At 61.6% G+C, this 16,982-nt stretch carries 13 protein-coding genes; 7 read left to right on the top strand and 6 right to left on the bottom strand.

Annotated features, from left to right (window positions below):
* Positions 1 to 3: 3 nt before the first annotated feature.
* The 6 genes from folK to thpR all read right to left on the bottom strand — a co-directional run bounded on the left by folK (position 4) and on the right by thpR (position 4,982).
* Complete coding sequence (gene folK / locus C3F38_RS23430; protein ID WP_019456064.1) at positions 4 to 504, bottom strand: 2-amino-4-hydroxy-6-hydroxymethyldihydropteridine diphosphokinase; 501 nt, start codon at positions 502 to 504, stop codon at positions 4 to 6.
* Complete coding sequence (gene pcnB / locus C3F38_RS23425) at positions 504 to 2,051, bottom strand: polynucleotide adenylyltransferase PcnB (RefSeq protein ID WP_071934090.1); 1,548 nt, start codon at positions 2,049 to 2,051, stop codon at positions 504 to 506. Before pcnB ends, folK begins: the two co-directional genes overlap by 1 nt.
* Positions 2,052 to 2,112: 61 nt before the next feature.
* A complete protein-coding gene (gene gluQRS, locus C3F38_RS23420; RefSeq protein ID WP_047729869.1) occupies positions 2,113 to 3,024 on the bottom strand; it encodes a tRNA glutamyl-Q(34) synthetase GluQRS in 912 nt (303 codons plus the stop codon).
* Positions 3,025 to 3,096: 72 nt separating this feature from the next.
* Positions 3,097 to 3,552, bottom strand: a complete 456-nt coding sequence (dksA, locus tag C3F38_RS23415; protein ID WP_004937569.1) for an RNA polymerase-binding protein DksA — start codon at positions 3,550 to 3,552, stop codon at positions 3,097 to 3,099.
* A 183-nt stretch (positions 3,553 to 3,735) separates the two neighbouring features.
* Entirely contained in the window at positions 3,736 to 4,443 is a 708-nt protein-coding gene (sfsA, locus tag C3F38_RS23405; protein ID WP_038872409.1) for a DNA/RNA nuclease SfsA, read from the bottom strand.
* Positions 4,440 to 4,982: an RNA 2',3'-cyclic phosphodiesterase gene (gene thpR, locus C3F38_RS23400; protein WP_038872406.1), complete on the bottom strand. Its 543-nt coding sequence runs from the start codon at positions 4,980 to 4,982 to the stop codon at positions 4,440 to 4,442. The genes sfsA and thpR overlap by 4 nt, the downstream gene beginning before the upstream one ends.
* Before the next feature lie 188 nt (positions 4,983 to 5,170).
* Between thpR and hrpB the strand changes: the two genes are divergently transcribed.
* The 7 genes from hrpB to C3F38_RS23365 all read left to right on the top strand — a co-directional run bounded on the left by hrpB (position 5,171) and on the right by C3F38_RS23365 (position 16,873).
* Positions 5,171 to 7,609, top strand: coding sequence for an ATP-dependent helicase HrpB (gene hrpB / locus C3F38_RS23395; protein ID WP_170310533.1), 2,439 nt, complete (start codon positions 5,171 to 5,173; stop codon positions 7,607 to 7,609).
* Between the two features lie 118 nt (positions 7,610 to 7,727).
* On the top strand, positions 7,728 to 10,220 hold the full coding sequence (gene mrcB, locus C3F38_RS23390) for a bifunctional glycosyl transferase/transpeptidase (RefSeq protein WP_055311951.1): 2,493 nt from the start codon (positions 7,728 to 7,730) through the stop codon (positions 10,218 to 10,220).
* Positions 10,221 to 10,471: 251 nt separating this feature from the next.
* Entirely contained in the window at positions 10,472 to 12,670 is a 2,199-nt protein-coding gene (gene fhuA / locus C3F38_RS23385; RefSeq protein ID WP_103767417.1) for a ferrichrome porin FhuA, read from the top strand.
* 47 nt (positions 12,671 to 12,717) lie between these two features.
* A complete protein-coding gene (gene fhuC, locus C3F38_RS23380; protein WP_055311954.1) occupies positions 12,718 to 13,515 on the top strand; it encodes a Fe3+-hydroxamate ABC transporter ATP-binding protein FhuC in 798 nt (265 codons plus the stop codon).
* On the top strand, positions 13,515 to 14,423 hold the full coding sequence (fhuD, locus tag C3F38_RS23375; RefSeq protein ID WP_055317660.1) for a Fe(3+)-hydroxamate ABC transporter substrate-binding protein FhuD: 909 nt from the start codon (positions 13,515 to 13,517) through the stop codon (positions 14,421 to 14,423). Before fhuC ends, fhuD begins: the two co-directional genes overlap by 1 nt.
* Positions 14,420 to 16,408, top strand: a complete 1,989-nt coding sequence (gene fhuB, locus C3F38_RS23370; RefSeq protein WP_055317661.1) for a Fe(3+)-hydroxamate ABC transporter permease FhuB — start codon at positions 14,420 to 14,422, stop codon at positions 16,406 to 16,408. Before fhuD ends, fhuB begins: the two co-directional genes overlap by 4 nt.
* 312 nt (positions 16,409 to 16,720) lie before the next feature.
* Positions 16,721 to 16,873 carry a Hok/Gef family protein gene (locus C3F38_RS23365; RefSeq protein ID WP_055317663.1) on the top strand — a complete coding sequence of 51 codons (153 nt, stop codon included), beginning with the start codon at positions 16,721 to 16,723 and terminating at the stop codon, positions 16,871 to 16,873.
* Positions 16,874 to 16,982: the final 109 nt, after the last annotated feature.

The following is a 16,982-nucleotide window of genomic DNA, read 5'->3' as shown; positions in this document are numbered from 1 at the left end:
GGGTCAGGACTTGGGTTTTGGCTGGTGCCACAGCGCCATGCCGTTTTCCGGCACGCGCTTGAGGCAGCTGGCGAGCGGCTCGCCATCGGGGAAAATCAGGTCGGGGGCGATTTCCGCCAGCGGGTAGAGCATGAATTCGCGCTCTTTCAGGCCGTAATGCGGCACCGTCAGGCGCTCGGTATGGATCACCTTGTCGCCGTACAGCATGATGTCCAGATCGAGCGTGCGCGGCCCCCAGCGTTCATCCTTGCGCACACGCCCCTGATTGCGTTCTATCGCCTGGGTATGGTCGAGCAGCTGTTCGGGCGGCAACAGGGTATCCAGCGCCACCACCGCGTTGAGAAAGTCCGGCTGGTTTTGCGGCCCCAGCGGCTTGGTGCGGTAAAACGAAGAACAGGTGACCAGCCGGGTGCGCGGGAGATGCTCCAGCGCCTCCAGTGCGGCTTTAACCTGTTGCAGTGGCTGCGCCAGGTTGCTGCCCAGCGCGATATAAACGCGGATCATTATGCCCCTTCTTTACGCGGTGCCCGGCGGCGAGGGCGGCGTTGACGCGCGCGGCGCGGCGCCGGATCGTCCCCCAGGGTGCTCAGCATGGCTTTCTGCCGCGCCGGCGTGGCGTCCTGGAATTCGCCCCACCACTCGGCCAAACGCAGCATCTCCTGATTGTCTTCCACTTCCGCACGCAGCGCCAGCAGATCATAGGCGGCGCGGAATTTCGGGTGCTCCATCAGCTTGTGCGCGCGTTTGCCCTGGCGGCGGGACAGGCGCAGCTGCAGCTGCCAGATATCGCGCACCAGCGTGGTGATGCGTTTCGGGATGGCCAGCGAACGGCACTGCTCGTCGAGTACGTCGTTCATCGCCAGCGCGAAGGCGTCGTAGTAGGCCAGGCCGCTTTCCTGCGCCAGCTTCTGCGCATGCTCCAGCAGCGGGTACCACAGCATGGCGGCAAACAGGAAGGCCGGGTTGACGCGCATGTCGTTCTGCAGACGGTGATCGGTGTTCTTCAGCACCTGCACCAGAATGCGCTCCATCGGCGTATCGTGGTTCGGCGTGAAGTTGCGGGCGATCAGCGGGAACAGCGGTTGGAACAGCTGGTATTCGCACAGCTTCAGGTAGGTCTGGAAACCGTAACCCGCCTGCAGCAGCTTGAGGGATTCTTCGAACAGGCGCGCCGGCGGGATCTCATGCAGCAGCGAGGCCAGGCGCGGGATCGGCTCGGCGGTCTCTTCGCTGATGCGCATATCCAGCTTGGCGGCGAAGCGCACCGCGCGCAGCATGCGCACCGGATCTTCGCGGTAGCGGGTTTCCGGATCGCCAATCAGGCGAATCACGCCCTGTTTCAGGTCGTTCAGGCCGCCGACGTAATCGCGCAGGGTGAAATCCGCCACGCCGTAGTACAGGCTGTTGATGGTGAAATCACGGCGCTGGGCGTCTTCCTCGATCGAGCCGAAGATGTTGTCGCGCAGCAGCATGCCGTTTTGCGCCTGCTGGGACGAGTTTTTGTCGGATTCCTGATTCTGTTCGTGGTGGCCGCGGAAAGTGGCCACTTCGATGATCTCCGGCCCGAACATCACGTGCGCCAAGCGGAAGCGGCGGCCGACCAGGCGGCAGTTGCGGAACAGCTTGCGCACTTGCTCCGGCGTGGCGTTGGTGGTGATGTCGAAGTCTTTCGGCTTTTTGCCGAGCAACAGATCGCGCACGCCGCCGCCGACCAGATAGGCTTCGTAGCCTGACTTGTTCAGGCGGTAAAGCACTTTCAGCGCATTTTCGCTGATGTCTTTGCGGGAGATCGAGTGCTGTTCGCGCGGGATCACGGTCATCGAGTCGTTGCTCTCGGCGATAGGAAAAGGCGGACGCTTGCGCGGCGTTGAGCGGCGGGTAGGGGCGTTGCTGCCGTTATCGGCGGCGCGGGGCTGCGGCGCAGGGCGGCTTGGCGCCGCGGCACGCTCTTCGCGGACTACGTTTTTATCGCCGGCCGCCGCGTCGTCGCGGGGCAGCTTGTCATCGCGGGTCAGTACCTTACGACAGAAGTTGGCTACTCGGGTAAAAATGGTACACCTCGATAGTGACTGATAAAAATGGAGCTAACAAAAAATAGCGGCTAATCATAGCTCACCATGGCTCCTTTGAGAATGCCGGCGTGTTTTCATCCAGAGGGATAGCCTCCTGACGCGGCACGTTTTCCAACCGCCAATGTGCGACCGCCCAGCTCAATAATAATGGCAGGTCAAGATCTTGCCAGCTTTCCGGCAGCGGTTGACGCAGAAATTTCAGCGCGGCGATCAGCACCGGGCGCGGATCGCCGGCGGGCAACGCCGGCGCATGGTTTTGCTTCGACAGCTTGATGCCGTTGGCGCCCAGCGCCAGCGGCAGATGCACATAGGCGGGCACCGGCGCCTGCAGCTGGCGATAGAGGGCAATTTGGCGCACCGTCGGTTCGATCAGATCGGCGCCGCGCACAATCTCGGTCACGCCCTGAAAATGGTCGTCGATCACCACCGCCAGGTTGTAGGCGAACAGCCCGTCGCGGCGGCGAATGATAAAGTCTTCCCCCGCCAGCGCCGGATCGGCGTGCAATTCTCCCTGCAGGCGATCGTGGAACCCGTAAACGGGCGCGGTCTGGCGCAAGCGGATGGCGGCGCCCTGCGGGCCGAGCTGCAAATCGCGGCAGTGGCCGTCGTACAATCCGCCGATCTGCTGGATGCGGCTGCGGGTGCAGGTGCAGTAATAGCTGAGCCCCTGGCGCTGCAACAGATCCAGCGCGGCGCGATAGGCGTCGTGACGTTGGGATTGATAGATGACCTGGCCGTCCCAGTGGAGACCATAATGTTCCAGCGCGGACAGGATGCGAGCGGCGGCGCCGGGGACTTCGCGCGGCGGGTCGATATCTTCGATGCGAACCAGCCACTGCCCGCGTTGGGCGCGAGCCTGAAGGTAGCTTCCCAGAGCGGCAATCAGCGAACCGAAATGCAGATCCCCGGAAGGCGATGGGGCAAAGCGCCCCACATAATGACTTTCTTGCATATCAGAGGGGAGAGGTTCCCTTTTCTCTGTGCGGCGCACGCAGGTGCGCACGCCGCAGCGGTAACAACGGTATTAGCCGGCCATCTGCTTTTCGCGGATCTCAGCCAGCGTCTTGCAGTCGATGCACAGATCGGCGGTCGGACGCGCTTCGAGGCGACGAATGCCGATCTCCACGCCGCAAGATTCGCAGTAGCCGAAATCATCGTCTTCCACTTTCTTCAGCGTTTTCTCGATCTTTTTGATCAGTTTGCGTTCACGGTCACGGTTACGCAGTTCAAGGCTGAACTCTTCTTCCTGGGTAGCACGGTCGGCCGGATCAGGGAAGTTGGCTGCCTCTTCTTGCATATGCGATACAGTACGGTCCACTTCGTCCCTGAGCTGGTTGCGCCACGCTTCAAGAATGCGCTTGAAATGCGACAACTGGGCGTCGTTCATGTACTCTTCGCCCGGCTTCTCTTGGTACGGCTCCACCCCAGCGATGGCGAGAATGCTCAAGGACGAGGTTTTACGGTTTTGCCCTTCTTGCATGTTGCTTCTCCTACATACACACGCACTATCGAATCCCCAATGCGGGGGAAAAACAGGCCGCTATAAATAACAGAAGGAAGGTAGGTTGGCAATTATTCCTGTCGCCCGCTTGACAATCGTGTGAAGGAGGGCGTATTTGGCGATCGTGCTGGCCGGTTGTCTATTTATAGGGACCCGACTGCGCTAATCGATAAAAAACGGCAGCTTATCGCAGAGATAAATACCGTCAGGTGATAACTTTGCCCCGTAACAAACCACTTCCACTCCCAACTGCCGGACCTGTGCCAACAGCGCCGCATAGCGCTCATCTATATGATGTGCCGGTGCGACCTGCTCAATACCGCTGTGTAACACGGCAAAGAACAACACCGCCCGTTGCCCGCTTTCAACCACGCTGAGCAACTCACGCAGGTGCTTTTGCCCTCTGAGCGTTACCGCATCAGGAAAGTAACCACGTTGTTGTTGCAGTAATGTGACTGACTTAACTTCAATATAGCAGTTAACCCGATTTTCTGCCTGTAATAACAAATCGATACGGCTGTTTTCACCGCCGTATTTCACTTCGCCGCTGATTTTACTGTAACCGGATAATTCATTGATTAAATTGTGTTCAATTGCCTCGCGCACCAGCGTGTTGGCGCGCAGGGTGTTGACGCAGATCCAGTGCCCCTGTCGGGTATGGGTCAACTCCCAGCTGTGGGCGTATTTGCGCTTGGGATTATCCGAGGTGGAGTACCAAACGGTGTCGCCGGGCGTGGCGCAGCCGGTCATGGCGCCGGTATTGGCGCAGTGCAGCGTAAAGGTTTCCCCTTCCGGGGTGATCACGTCCGCCAGAAAGCGTTTGTAACGTTTGATCAGCGTGGCGGAACGCAGCGGTGGAGAGAAAATCATGCGGATGCCTGCTTGGCCAGCGGCCACTGCTCGAGGTGTTGATAGCGGGTGCGGCCGTTTTCGAACACCGACTCATATAAGGAAAAGGCGTCGGCGCTGAACGCCCAGCCCGGCGTCGCCGGCGGGATCGCCACCGGCTGGGTGGCGGCGCGCAACAGCGTGATGTGCGGATGGAACGGCAGCGCGCTTTGATGGCAGCCGTTGCGGGCGGCCTGCGAACGCAGCAGCTCGGCCAGCTGCAGCAGCCCGCGCGGCGCGCGGCGGGTGCCGAGCCAGACCACGCCGGGGCGCGGCCAATGGCCGAGATCGTCGAGCCGCATGCTGAAGCCGGGTTGCACGATGCGGCCGGCCAGTTTGCGCAGCGCCAGCTCTTTCTGCGCGGTGACCTCGCCGAGAAACGCCAGCGTCAGGTGCAAATTAGCCGCCACCACCGGTCGGCCGGCCTCCGGCGCAAACGCCTCGGCGCGCCAGCGGATCACCTGCTGTTGCAGGGCATCAGGCAAGGACAGAGCGAAAAACAGGCGGCGCGAATTGGACATGGGGGCTCGGTAAATAATGACAAATCCGTCGGGACAGAGATGAATGCGGCTTGCAACGGTCCCGCGCGAAGCGGGACGCATGGACGAGCTCCGTACTATAGCTAACGCCGCCGCAGTTTGAAAGGCTACGGGGACAAAGCTAATGCTACACTGTACGCCGTTTAACGTTAATCACCACGGAGAGTTCAGTGTCTTCATTGCCCGTCAGCGCGGTGCTTGATGAGTTGTTGGCTGCGTTGCAGTCCGCTCCTCAGGTGCTGTTGCACGCCCCGACCGGCGCCGGTAAATCCACCTGGCTGCCGCTGCAGATCCTGGCTAAGGCCGGGTTGCCGGGGCGCATTATCATGCTGGAGCCGCGGCGGCTGGCGGCGAAAAACGTCGCCTATCGCCTGGCGCAGCAACTGGGGGAGGAACCCGGCCAGACCGTGGGCTACCGCATGCGCGCCGAAAGTAAAAGCGGGCCGCAAACCCGGCTGGAAGTGGTGACGGAAGGCATTCTCACCCGCATGCTGCAGCAGGACGCCGAACTGCAGGGTGTGTCGCTGGTGATCCTCGATGAGTTCCACGAACGCAGCCTGCAGGCCGATCTGGCGCTGGCGCTGCTGCTCGACGTGCAGCAAGGGCTGCGCGACGATCTGAAACTGCTGATCATGTCTGCCACCCTGGACAACGCTCGCCTGTCGCAAGTGCTGCCGGAAGCGCCGGTAGTGGTGTCCGAGGGGCGCAGCTTCCCGGTTGAGCGTCTGTATCAGCCGTTGGCCAGCCATCAGCGGCTGGAAGATGGCGTAGCGGCGGCGGTGAAGCGGTTGCTGGCCGAGCAGCCGGGATCTTTGCTGCTGTTCCTGCCGGGCGTGGCGGAGATCAATCGGGTGCTGGAGCGATTGACCGGCGAGGTGGCGAGCGATACCGATCTTTGCCCACTGTATGGGGCGCTGCCTCTGGCCCAGCAGCAAAAAGCGATTCAACCGGCGGCGTCTGGCCGCCGCAAGGTGGTGCTGGCGACCAACATCGCCGAAACCAGCCTGACGATCGAGGGCATTCGGCTGGTGGTGGACAGCGGCCTGGAGCGTGTGGCGCGCTACGACGTGCGCAATGGTTTGACGCGGCTGGCGACGCAGCGCATCAGTCAGGCGTCGATGGTGCAGCGCGCCGGGCGCGCCGGGCGCCTGGAGCCGGGCATTTGCTGGCATCTGTTCGCCAAAGAACAGGCGGAGCGCGCGGCGGAACACGCCGAACCGGACATTTTACAGAGCGATCTCACCGGCTTCTGGCTCGAACTGCTGCAGTGGGGATGCCATGATCCGGCGCAGCTGATCTGGCTGGATGCGCCTCCGGCGGCGGCATTGGCGGCGGCCAGGGCGTTGCTGCACCGGTTGGGGGCCACGGATGACGGCGGCAAACTTACCGCCCCGGGGCGCCAGATGGCCGCGCTGGGGTGCGAGCCGCGGCTGGCGGCGATGCTGGTCGCCGGCGCGGCGCTGAGTGCCGACGGCCTGGCGACGGCGGCGTTGCTGGCGGCATTGCTGGAAGAACCGCCGCGCGGCGGGCAGATGGATATCGGCTACTGGCTGAGCCGCCCGCAACCGAACTGGCGGCAGCGTGCCGCGCAGTTGACCAAACGCCTGCCGCAACGTGCGGGGCAAATCGACGTCGATCTGGCGCCGCGCCTGTTGGCGCAGGCATTTACCGATCGTATCGCCCAGCGGCGAGGCCAGGACGGCCGCTACCTGCTGGCCAACGGCCTGGGGGCGGCGATGAACCAGGACGAGGCGCTGTCGCGCGCGCCTTGGCTCATCGTCCCCAGTTTGTTGCAGGGCCACAACAGCCCCGATGCGCGTATCCTGTTGGCGTTGCCGGTGGATATCGACGCGCTGGCGGCGCAGCTGCCGGCGATCGTCACGCAGCGCACGGCGGTGGAGTGGGATGACGAGAAGGGCACGCTGCGCGCCTGGAAGCGTCAGCAGATCGGCCGTCTGACGCTGCGCGCCCAGCCGCTGGCCAAACCGGCGGATGAAGAGCTGCAGCAGGCGCTGCTCGATTGGGTGCGCGCACAGGGGCTGGCGGTGCTCAACTGGGAGGGCGCCGCCGAACAATTGCGGGTGCGCCTGCAGTGCGCGCAAGCCTGGCTGCCGGAGGCGGTATGGCCGGCGATGGACGAAGAACCGCTGCTGGCGGCGCTGGAGCAGTGGCTGTTGCCGTCGCTGAACGGCGTGCGCGATCTGCGCGGTTTGAAGCAGGTCAACATCGCCGAGGCGCTGTCCCGTCTGCTGGACTGGCAGCAAAAGCAGCGGCTGGATAATGCGCTACCCACTCATTACACTGTGCCGACCGGCAGCCGCCTGCCGATCCGTTATGAGGCCGGCAAACCGCCGGCGCTGGCGGTGCGTTTGCAGGAGGTGTTCGGCGAGCAGCGCAGCCCGATGTTGGCGGAGGGTCGCATCCCGGTGGTGCTTGAGTTACTCTCACCGGCGCACCGGCCGTTGCAAATCACCGGCGATCTGGCGGCCTTCTGGCAAGGCGCCTATCGCGAGGTGCAAAAAGAGATGAAGGGCCGCTACCCGAAACACGTTTGGCCGGACGATCCGGCCACGGCGGTACCGACGCGCCGAACGAAGAAATATCAGTAGGTCGCGATCATTTAAGGTTTGGAATTCAGATGTTTCTTCTGGTCAGCGCTGCGGCGTAGGCACAGATTAAGCGACTAATCATGGCCGGCAGTGTCGGCAAGCTCGGAGAACAACAGCCATGGCTGGGGATGACCGCGAGCCCATCGGGCGCAAAGGAAAACAACCAAAAAGCACCGCGTCGCGCAAGCCGCCGCGCCGTCGCCGAGACGACGATTATGACGATTACGAAGAAGACGAGTATGACGATGATGAGTATGAAGAGGAGGAGGAACGCATGCCGCGTAAGGTAAAAGCGACTCCGCCGCGTAAAAAACGCCGTTGGCTTGGCCTGTTTATCAAACTGATCCTGGTGATCGCCGTCCTGTTGGCGATCTATGGCGTCTATCTGGACTCGCAGATCCGAAGCCGCATCGACGGCAAAGTCTGGCAGCTGCCGGCGGCGGTGTACGGCCGCATGGTCAACCTGGAGCCGGGCATGCCGTACAGCAAGAAGGAGATGGTCAACCTGCTGGAAGGCATGCAGTATCGCCAGGTCAGCCGCATGACGCGTCCGGGCGAGTTTACCGTGCAGGCCAACAGCATCGAGATGCTGCGCCGCCCGTTCGATTTCCCGGATGGGAAAGAAGGGCAGATCCGCGCCCGTCTCGACTTCCAGAACAACCGCCTGGCGAAGATCGAAAACCTGGACAGCGGCCGCAGCTTCGGCTTCTTCCGCCTCGATCCGCGTCTTATCACCATGCTGCAGTCGCCGAACGGTGAACAGCGTCTGTTCGTGCCGCGCTCCGGTTTCCCGGATTTGTTGGTGGATACGCTGATCGCCACGGAAGACCGCCACTTCTATGAGCATGACGGCATCAGCCCGTACTCCATCGGCCGTGCGGTGCTGGCCAACCTGACCGCCGGGCGTGCGGTGCAGGGCGGCAGTACGCTGACGCAGCAGCTGGTGAAGAACCTGTTCCTGAGCAACGAACGTTCGCTGTGGCGTAAGGCTAACGAAGCCTATATGGCGCTGCTGGTGGATTACCGTTACAGCAAGGACCGCATTCTGGAGCTGTATCTGAACGAGGTGTACCTCGGCCAGAGCGGCAGCGACCAGATCCGCGGTTTCCCGCTGGCCAGCCTGTACTACTTCGGCCGTCCGGTGGATGAGCTGAGCCTCGATCAGCAGGCGCTGCTGGTCGGCATGGTCAAGGGCGCGTCGCTGTACAACCCGTGGCGTAACCCGAAACTGGCGCTGGAGCGCCGCAACCTGGTGCTCAAACTGCTGCAGAACCAGGGTGTGATCGACGGCGAGCTGTATGACATGCTGAGCGCGCGTCCGCTGGGCGTGCAGCCGAAAGGCGGCGTCATTACGCCACAGCCGGCGTTTATGCAGATGGTGCGTCAGGAACTGCAGACCAAGCTGGGCGAGAAGGTCAATGACCTGTCTGGCGTGAAGATCTTCACCACGCTGGATCCGGTGTCGCAAGACGCGGCGGAAAAAGCGGTCGAAGACGGCATCCCGGCGCTGCGCGCCGCGCGTCACCTGCAGGATCTGGAAGCGGCGATGGTGATCGTCGATCGCTTCAGCGGTGAAGTGCGCGCCATGGTCGGCGGCGCCAACCCGCAGTTCGCCGGCTTCAACCGCGCCATGCAGGCGCGCCGTCTGGTCGGCTCGCTGGCCAAGCCGCCGACGTACCTGACCGCGCTGTCCGAACCGGATAAATACCGCCTCAACACCTGGCTGGCGGATGCGCCGCTGTCGCTGAAACAGCCTAACGGCGCCGTCTGGCAGCCGAACAACTATGACCGTAAATTCCGCGGTCAGGTGATGCTGGTGGATGCGTTGGCCAACTCGCTGAACGTGCCGACGGTGAACCTCGGCCTGTCGGTCGGGCTGGATCAGATCAGCGCTACGCTGCAACGCCTGGGTATCCCGAAAGCGGAGATCAACCCGGTGCCATCGATGCTGTTGGGGGCGATCGGCCTGACGCCGATGGAAGTCGCGCAGGAGTACCAGACCATCGCCAGCGGCGGTAACCGTGCGCCGCTGTCGGCGGTGCGGTCGGTGATCGCCGAAGACGGCACGGTGCTGTACCAGAGCTTCCCGCAGGCGGAACGCATGGTGCCGGCGCAGGCCGCTTATCTGACGCTGTACGCGATGCAGCAGGGCGTGGCACGCGGGACTTCTCGCTCGCTGTCGGTGAAGTTCCCGAACTACAACCTGGCGGCGAAAACCGGTACCACCAACGATCTGCGCGACAGCTGGTTCGCCGGTATCGACGGCAAGGAAGTGGCGATCGCCTGGGTGGGGCGCGACAACAACGGCCCGGCCAAACTGACCGGCGCCAATGGCGCGTTGACCCTGTATCGCCGTTATCTGGAAAACCAGACGCCGCTGCCGCTGATGCTGCAGCCGCCGGAAGGCATTAACCAGATGAGCATCGACTCTGCCGGTAACTTTATCTGCGGCGGCGGCAGCTGGCGCACCATCCCGGTCTGGACCGACAATCCGCAGGGATTGTGCCAGGCCAGCCAGGCGGCGGTGCAGCAACAGCAGCAACCGGCGGCGGGTGAGCAAAAAGATGGCGATGGCGTCGCCGGCTGGATCAAGGATATGTTCGGCCAGTAATCGCTACCGGGGCGTCGGCCCCGGTGAAAATTTTTTCTTTGTTATTAAGCCCGTAACCTTGGTTGCGGGCTTTTTTATTTTTCCGCTCGTTTTATTTCCCTGTTAACCGCATGGCTAAGCGCCTAATCCTTAACCTATTTGCCTTATGAATTCGGCTTGCAGTTTAATTTGGCTTCTGCATAAAATGCGACGCTTATAATAATTATTATCGTTTAGATTCGTCATTTAATTATTCATCAGAGAAATCAACTATGCCGACCAAGCGCCTTTCATCATCCGCGGCCAAGCAGGGCCGTACCTCCGTCAGCGCGTTAGCGATCACCGTCGCCGCGGCGTTGGGCACGCTGGCGATGCCGGCTTTTTCCGCCGACGCCAAGCCGGCCGCCAAGGAAGACACGATTACCGTTGTGGGCGGCAGCAATACCGCCCAGCAGGAAAGCGCCTGGGGGCCGGTCGGCACCTATGTCGCCAAACGCAGCGCCACCGGCACCAAAACCGATACGCCGATCGAGAAGAACCCGCAGTCCGTTTCCGTGGTGACGCGTGAAGAGATGGACATGCGCCAGCCGGATACGGTGAAGGGCGCGCTGGCTTATACGCCAGGTGTGATGATTGGGAATCGTGGTGCTTCCACCGCCTATGACGCCGTAAACATTCGTGGTTTCAGCTCGGTAGGTACCAATATGTACCTGGATGGCTTGAAACTGCAGGATGATAACTATTCGATCTATCAGATCGATCCTTATTTCCTTGAGCGAGCGGAAGTGCTGCGCGGGCCGTCTTCGGTATTGTACGGTAAAAGCAACCCTGGCGGGGTTGTCGCTCTGGTCAGTAAACGACCGACGACAGAGACGTTGCATGAAGTGCAGTTCAAGATGGGGACAGATAATCTGTTCCAGACCGGCTTTGACTTCAGTGATGCCTTGGATGATGCGGGGGTTTACTCATATCGTCTGACCGGTGTGGCGCGTGATGAAGATCAGCAGCAGGTTGGTGAGAAGAGCAAACGTTATGCCATTGCCCCTTCCTTCAGTTGGCGGCCAGATGATCGTACCTCCCTGACTTTCCTCAGCAGTTTCCAGGACGATCCTAGCGTCGGTTTCTATGGCTGGCTGCCGAAAGAGGGGACGGTGCAAAATGGCATCAACGGTAAGCTGCCGACCAGCTTCAACGATGGAGAGCCTGGTTATAACAACATTTCGCGTAAGCAGCAGATGGTCGGGTATGCCTTTGAACATGCCTTCGATGATGTTTGGACCGTACGCCAAAACTTGCGTTATTCGAAGATGGATGTGGACTACCGCTCTATTTATGGCCTTGGCATCGATCCCGATAATTCTGCTGTGCTGAAGCGTGGCGTGATGAACTCCAAAGAGCATATGTCCAGCTTTGCGGTAGACACGCAGGCGCAGGCTAAATTTGCGACGGGGTTGGTTGACCACACCTTGTTGATGGGCGTTGATTATATGCGTATGCGCAATGATGTCGTTTATCAATATGGCAGCGCATCCGATCTGAATGTCATCGCCCCACAATATGGCAATCGAAGCTATACCATTACCGGTGGCGCCAGTCAGGTTAATCGTCAGGAGCAGACCGGCCTGTATGTGCAAGATCAGGCTGAATGGAACAACTGGGTTCTGACGATGGGGGGGCGCTATGACTGGAGCTATACCAACAGCACCAATCGCCTGAACCAGAATTCCGTCTCTAAGCAGCAGGATAACCAGTTTACCGGCCGTGCTGGCTTGAACTATGTTTTCGAAAACGGCATCGCGCCTTATGTCAGCTACAGCGAATCGTTTGAGCCAACCTCGGGCACTGATTTTTCAGGTAATACGTTTGCTGCCTCTAAGGGCGAACAGTATGAGGCAGGGGTTAAATACGCACCTAAGGATCGTCCGATCACCGCCAGTTTGGCGCTTTACCAGTTGACTAAAACCAACAATAAAGTGGCTGACTTAGAACACCCGTTCTTTAGCGTCCAGGGTGGGGAGGTCCGTTCTCGTGGGATTGAGTTGGAGGCGAAGGCGGCCTTGTCGGCTAACCTCAATCTGTTGGGCTCTTACACCTACACGGATGCTGAATATACTAAAGATACTTCGCTACAGGGAAATACACCTTCCGCTATCCCTAAACACATGGCTTCTTTGTGGGCGGATTACACCTTCCATGAAACCGCGATCAGCGGCTTGACCTTGGGTTCCGGCGTTCGCTATGTCGGCTCCAGCTATGGTGATGAAGCCAATACGTTTAAAGTGAAGGATTACACGGTGTTTGATGCCGCGATAAAATATGATCTGGCGCGTTTCAATTTGCCGGGTTCTTCAATTGGCATTAATGTGAACAACCTGTTTGACAAGGAATATGTCTCCAGCTGCTTTGCTACCTATGGCTGCTACTGGGGCGCAGAACGCCAGGTGGTCGCCACCGCAACCTTCCGTTTCTAACCGGATAGCCGGGGCGGCGCCGCGCCGCCCTGGACAAAGCAGGATCTATGCAGGACAAACATCTTAATCCCGGCGCAACTTTCGCGCTGGATAACGCCAGCTTCGCCGTCCCCGGCCGGGTGCTGTTGCAACCGCTGTCGCTCAGTTTTCCCCAGGGCAACGTCTGCGGCTTGATCGGCCATAACGGGTCCGGTAAATCCACCCTGTTGAAATTGCTCGGGCGGCATCATGCCCCCAGCGGTGGCCAGGTACTGCTCAATCGGCAGCCGTTGGCGCAGTGGGACAGCAAATCCTTCGCCCGCCAGGTGGCTTACCTGCCGCAGCAGTTGCCGGCGGCGGAAGGCATGACGGTACGCGAGCTGGTGGCCGTCGGCCGCTATCCGTGGCACGGCGCGCTGGGGCGTTTTGGCGCCAACGATCGCCAATTGGTGGAAGAGGCCATTTCACTGGTGGGGCTGAAGCCGTTCGCCAACCGCCTGGTGGACAGCCTGTCCGGCGGCGAGCGCCAACGCGCCTGGCTGGCGATGATGGTGGCGCAGGACAGCCGCTGCCTGCTGCTCGACGAACCGACGTCGGCGCTGGACATCGCGCACCAGGTCGAGGTGCTGGCGCTCATCCAGCGCTTGAGCCGCGAACGCGATCTCACGGTGATCGCCGTACTGCACGACATCAACATGGCGGCGCGCTACTGCGACCATCTGGTGGCGCTGCGCGGCGGTGAAATGATCGCCCAGGGCGGCCCGCTGGAACTGATGCAGGGGCCGGTGCTGGAGCAAATTTACGGTATTCCTATGGGCACCTTGCCGCACCCGAGCGGCGGCGCGCCGGTGAGTTTTGTCTACTGATGTCTTCTGCATTCACTTCTTCTCACGATCCGCTGCGCCGCCGTTTATTGATGGCGCTGGCGTTGTCGCCGCTGTTGGGCTCGTTGCCCGGCCGAGCGGCGGATGTGCCGCCGGATATCGCGCGCGTTGCGGCGCTGGAATGGCTGCCGATCGAGCTGCTGTTGGCATTGGGCGTGACGCCGCTGGCGGTGGCCGATGTCCATAACTACAACCTGTGGGTGGCGGAGCCGAAGCTGCCGGCGGCGGTGGTCGATGTCGGCCAGCGCACCGAACCCAATCTTGAACTGCTGCAGCAGCTCCAGCCTTCGCTGGTGTTGCTGTCGCAAGGCTATGGCCCGACGCCGCGGAAAATCCAACCCATCGCGCCAACCATGAGCTTCGGCTTCAACGACGGCAGCGGCAAACCGCTGACCGTTGCCCGCCAGTCGCTGATGGCGCTGGGCCAGCGGTTGGGCATAGAAAGCCGGGCGGTAAACCACCTGGCGCAGTTCGACCGCTTTATGCAGGATGCGCGTCAGCGCCTGCAAAGCTACACCCGGCAACCGTTGCTGCTGTTTTCACTGATCGATACGCGCCATGCGTTGATCATCGGCCAGAAAAGCCTGTTTCAGGAGGCGATGGATCAATTGGGCATCCGCAATGCCTGGCAGGAGCAAACCGACTTTTGGGGCACGGCGGTGGTGGGCATTGAACGGTTGGCCGCGGTGCGTAACGCCCGGGTCATCTATCTCGATCACGGTAATCAGGCGATGATGGACAAGGTCAGCGCGACGCCGCTGTGGCAGTCGTTGCCCTTTGTGCGGCAAAACCAGCTGCGGCAGGTGCCGGCGGTGTGGTTCTATGGCGCTACGCTGTCGACGATGCGATTTTGCCGCCTGTTGGCGCAGGCCCAGGAGAGCGCGGCATGAATGCGGGCATTCGGAGATTACCACTGACGCTGATCCTGCTGTTGCTGGCGGCGGCAGGCGGCCTGACGATATACAACCTGGCGCAGCAGCTGCCGCCGGCGCAATGGTTGCGGGCGCTCAGCGCGCCGGACATCGACGACGTGCGGCAAATGCTGTTCCATTACAGCCTGCTGCCGCGGTTAACGGTGTCGCTGTTGGCCGGCGCCGGCCTGGGATTGGTCGGCGTGCTGTTCCAGCAGGTGTTGCGCAATCCGTTGGCGGAGCCGTCGACGCTCGGCGTTGCCGCCGGCGCGCAGCTCGGCCTGACCATCGCCACGCTGTGGGTGCTGCCGGGGGGCGAATTCACTCGCCAGCTGGCCGCTATGGTGGGCGCGATTGTGGTCGGCGGGCTGGTGTTTGGCGTCGCCTGGGGCAAGCGGATGTCGCCGGTGACGCTGATTTTGGCCGGGCTGGTGCTGGGGCTGTACTGCGGCGCGGTCAACAGCCTGTTGGCGCTGTTTCATTACGATCAGCTGCAGGGCATGTTCCTGTGGGGAACCGGTGCGCTGAACCAACAGGACTGGAGCGCCGTACAGTTCCTCCTGCCGCGTTTGCTGGTGGCAGGCCTGCTGGCGGCGCTGTTGCTGCGCCCGCTGACGCTGCTGGGGCTGGACGACGGCGTGGCGCGTAACCTGGGGCTGGGGCTATCGATGGCGCGCTTCTGCACCCTGGGGCTGGCCATTATCTTCAGCGCCATGTTGGTGAGTGCGGTGGGCGTTATCGGCTTTATCGGCCTGTTTGCACCGCTGATGGCGAAGATGTTGGGCGCGCGCCGCCTGGCGCACCGCATGATGCTGGCGCCGTTGCTGGGGGCGCTGCTGCTGTGGTTGACCGATCAGGTGATGCTCGGGGTAACGCAGGTGTGGCGCGAGATCCCGACCGGCGCGGCCACCGCGCTGTTCGGCGCACCGCTGCTGCTGTGGCTGTTGCCGCGTTTGCGCAGCGCCGCCACGCCGCCGCCGATGAACCTCGGCGACAAGGTGCCTGCCGAACGCGGGAATCTGCCTGCCTGGATCCTGGTGGGTGGCCTCGTACTGCTGATCGGCCTGACGCTGGCGCTGATGCTGGGCAAAAATGCCGGCGGCTGGCACTGGAGCCTGGGCGCGGAACTGGATTCCTTGCTGCCGTGGCGCTGGCCGCGGGTGCTGTCGGCGCTGGCGGCGGGCATGATGCTGGCGGTCGCCGGCACGCTGATCCAGAAATTGACCGGCAATCCGATGGCCAGCCCGGAAGTGTTGGGCATCAGTTCCGGCGCCGCTTTTGGCGTCGTGATGATGCTGTTTATGGTGCCGGGCGACGCCTTCGTTTGGCTGCTGCCCGCCGGCAGCCTGGGGGCGGCCGCAACGCTGCTGATCATCATGATCGCCGCAGGCCGCGGCGGTTTCTCGACGGAACGCATGCTGCTCGCCGGTATCGCGCTCAGCACCGCCTTTACCACCGTCATCTTCCTGCTGTTGGCCAGCGGCGATCCGCGTATGGGGGGCTTGCTGACCTGGCTCTCCGGCTCGACCTATTCGGTGGAGCCGGCGCAGGCGCTGCGTACCGCGCTGGTGGCCGCCGGCCTGATGGTATTGGCGCCGCTGTGCCGCCGTTGGTTGACCATCCTGCCGCTCGGCGGCGCCACCGCCCGTTCGGTGGGCATTGCGCTGACGCCGGCGCGGTTGACCATTCTTTTATTGGCTGCCGTGCTGACCGCGATGGCGACCCTGACCGTAGGGCCGTTGAGCTTTGTCGGGCTGATGGCACCGCATATGGCACGCATGCTGGGCTTCCGCCGTGCGCTGCCGCAGATGGTGATCGCCGCGCTGCTGGGCGGCTTGCTGATGGTGTTTGCCGACTGGTGCGGGCGGATGCTGCTGTTCCCGTACCAGATCCCCGCCGGGTTATTGGCGACCTTTATCGGTGCGCCGTACTTCGTTTATCTGTTGCGTAAGCAGACGTCGTAATCGGCATCTCGGCCGTGCTTTTTCTGCCCTCAAAGGTTCAGCGTCGCTGAGCCTTTTTTTATTTTTCAGGGTGTTGCAAGGAGCTGCGAGCGATTGCGCAAAAACGATATTGCGTGCGAAAAGGAACACGAGACGTGGTGGTGAGATGAATATACTGCGGGCGGGTGCTCTGGATCTTTGTCTCTGGAGCCTGCGTGAAAGATACAAAGAGAAAAGCCCCGAGTCGATATCCATCAACCCGAGGCCTACTCTAACGCATCACAACGTTAAGTTAGTCTCTTACCCGCCGCGAGGCAAGGAGAAGAAGGCATGATGCCGAACAAACGGAGCCTGTTAAAATTGGTGGTTATTTGTGCCACGGTAATATCACTGGCATGGATAACTCACAGCGCGCTGTGTGAGCTGCGGATCCGATCGGGCACTACGGAGGTTGCGGCCATTTTGGCTTACGAATCCGAACGGTAAGGCAACCCGGCGGCGGGGGCTTTGCCTCCGCCGGCCGGCAGTCGATGCGTTGATCCATGAGCACCCATCCGCTCAAAAAAAACGGCGAGCTGAGGCTCGCCGTTTTCAT

Origin of the sequence: Serratia sp. SSNIH1 (genome assembly GCF_002935055.1) — a bacterium.
GTDB lineage: Bacteria > Pseudomonadota > Gammaproteobacteria > Enterobacterales > Enterobacteriaceae > Serratia > Serratia nevei.
Note: the sequence above shows the minus strand (reverse complement) of the source record. Positions and strands in the feature narration are given on the sequence as shown.

Excerpts from the sequence above, each read along its gene's own strand:
- fhuD (WP_055317660.1), top strand. The coding sequence starts at position 13,515 with ATGTCTTCTGCATTCACTTCTTCTCACGATCCGCTGCGCCGCCGTTTA.
- C3F38_RS23365 (WP_055317663.1), top strand. The coding sequence starts at position 16,721 with ATGCCGAACAAACGGAGCCTGTTAAAATTGGTGGTTATTTGTGCCACG.
- fhuB (WP_055317661.1), top strand. The coding sequence starts at position 14,420 with ATGAATGCGGGCATTCGGAGATTACCACTGACGCTGATCCTGCTGTTG.
- sfsA (WP_038872409.1), bottom strand. The coding sequence starts at position 4,443 with ATGATTTTCTCTCCACCGCTGCGTTCCGCCACGCTGATCAAACGTTAC.
- fhuA (WP_103767417.1), top strand. The coding sequence starts at position 10,472 with ATGCCGACCAAGCGCCTTTCATCATCCGCGGCCAAGCAGGGCCGTACC.
- mrcB (WP_055311951.1), top strand. The coding sequence starts at position 7,728 with ATGGCTGGGGATGACCGCGAGCCCATCGGGCGCAAAGGAAAACAACCA.
- thpR (WP_038872406.1), bottom strand. The coding sequence starts at position 4,982 with ATGTCCAATTCGCGCCGCCTGTTTTTCGCTCTGTCCTTGCCTGATGCC.
- gluQRS (WP_047729869.1), bottom strand. The coding sequence starts at position 3,024 with ATGCAAGAAAGTCATTATGTGGGGCGCTTTGCCCCATCGCCTTCCGGG.
- folK (WP_019456064.1), bottom strand. The coding sequence starts at position 504 with ATGATCCGCGTTTATATCGCGCTGGGCAGCAACCTGGCGCAGCCACTG.
- dksA (WP_004937569.1), bottom strand. The coding sequence starts at position 3,552 with ATGCAAGAAGGGCAAAACCGTAAAACCTCGTCCTTGAGCATTCTCGCC.
- fhuC (WP_055311954.1), top strand. The coding sequence starts at position 12,718 with ATGCAGGACAAACATCTTAATCCCGGCGCAACTTTCGCGCTGGATAAC.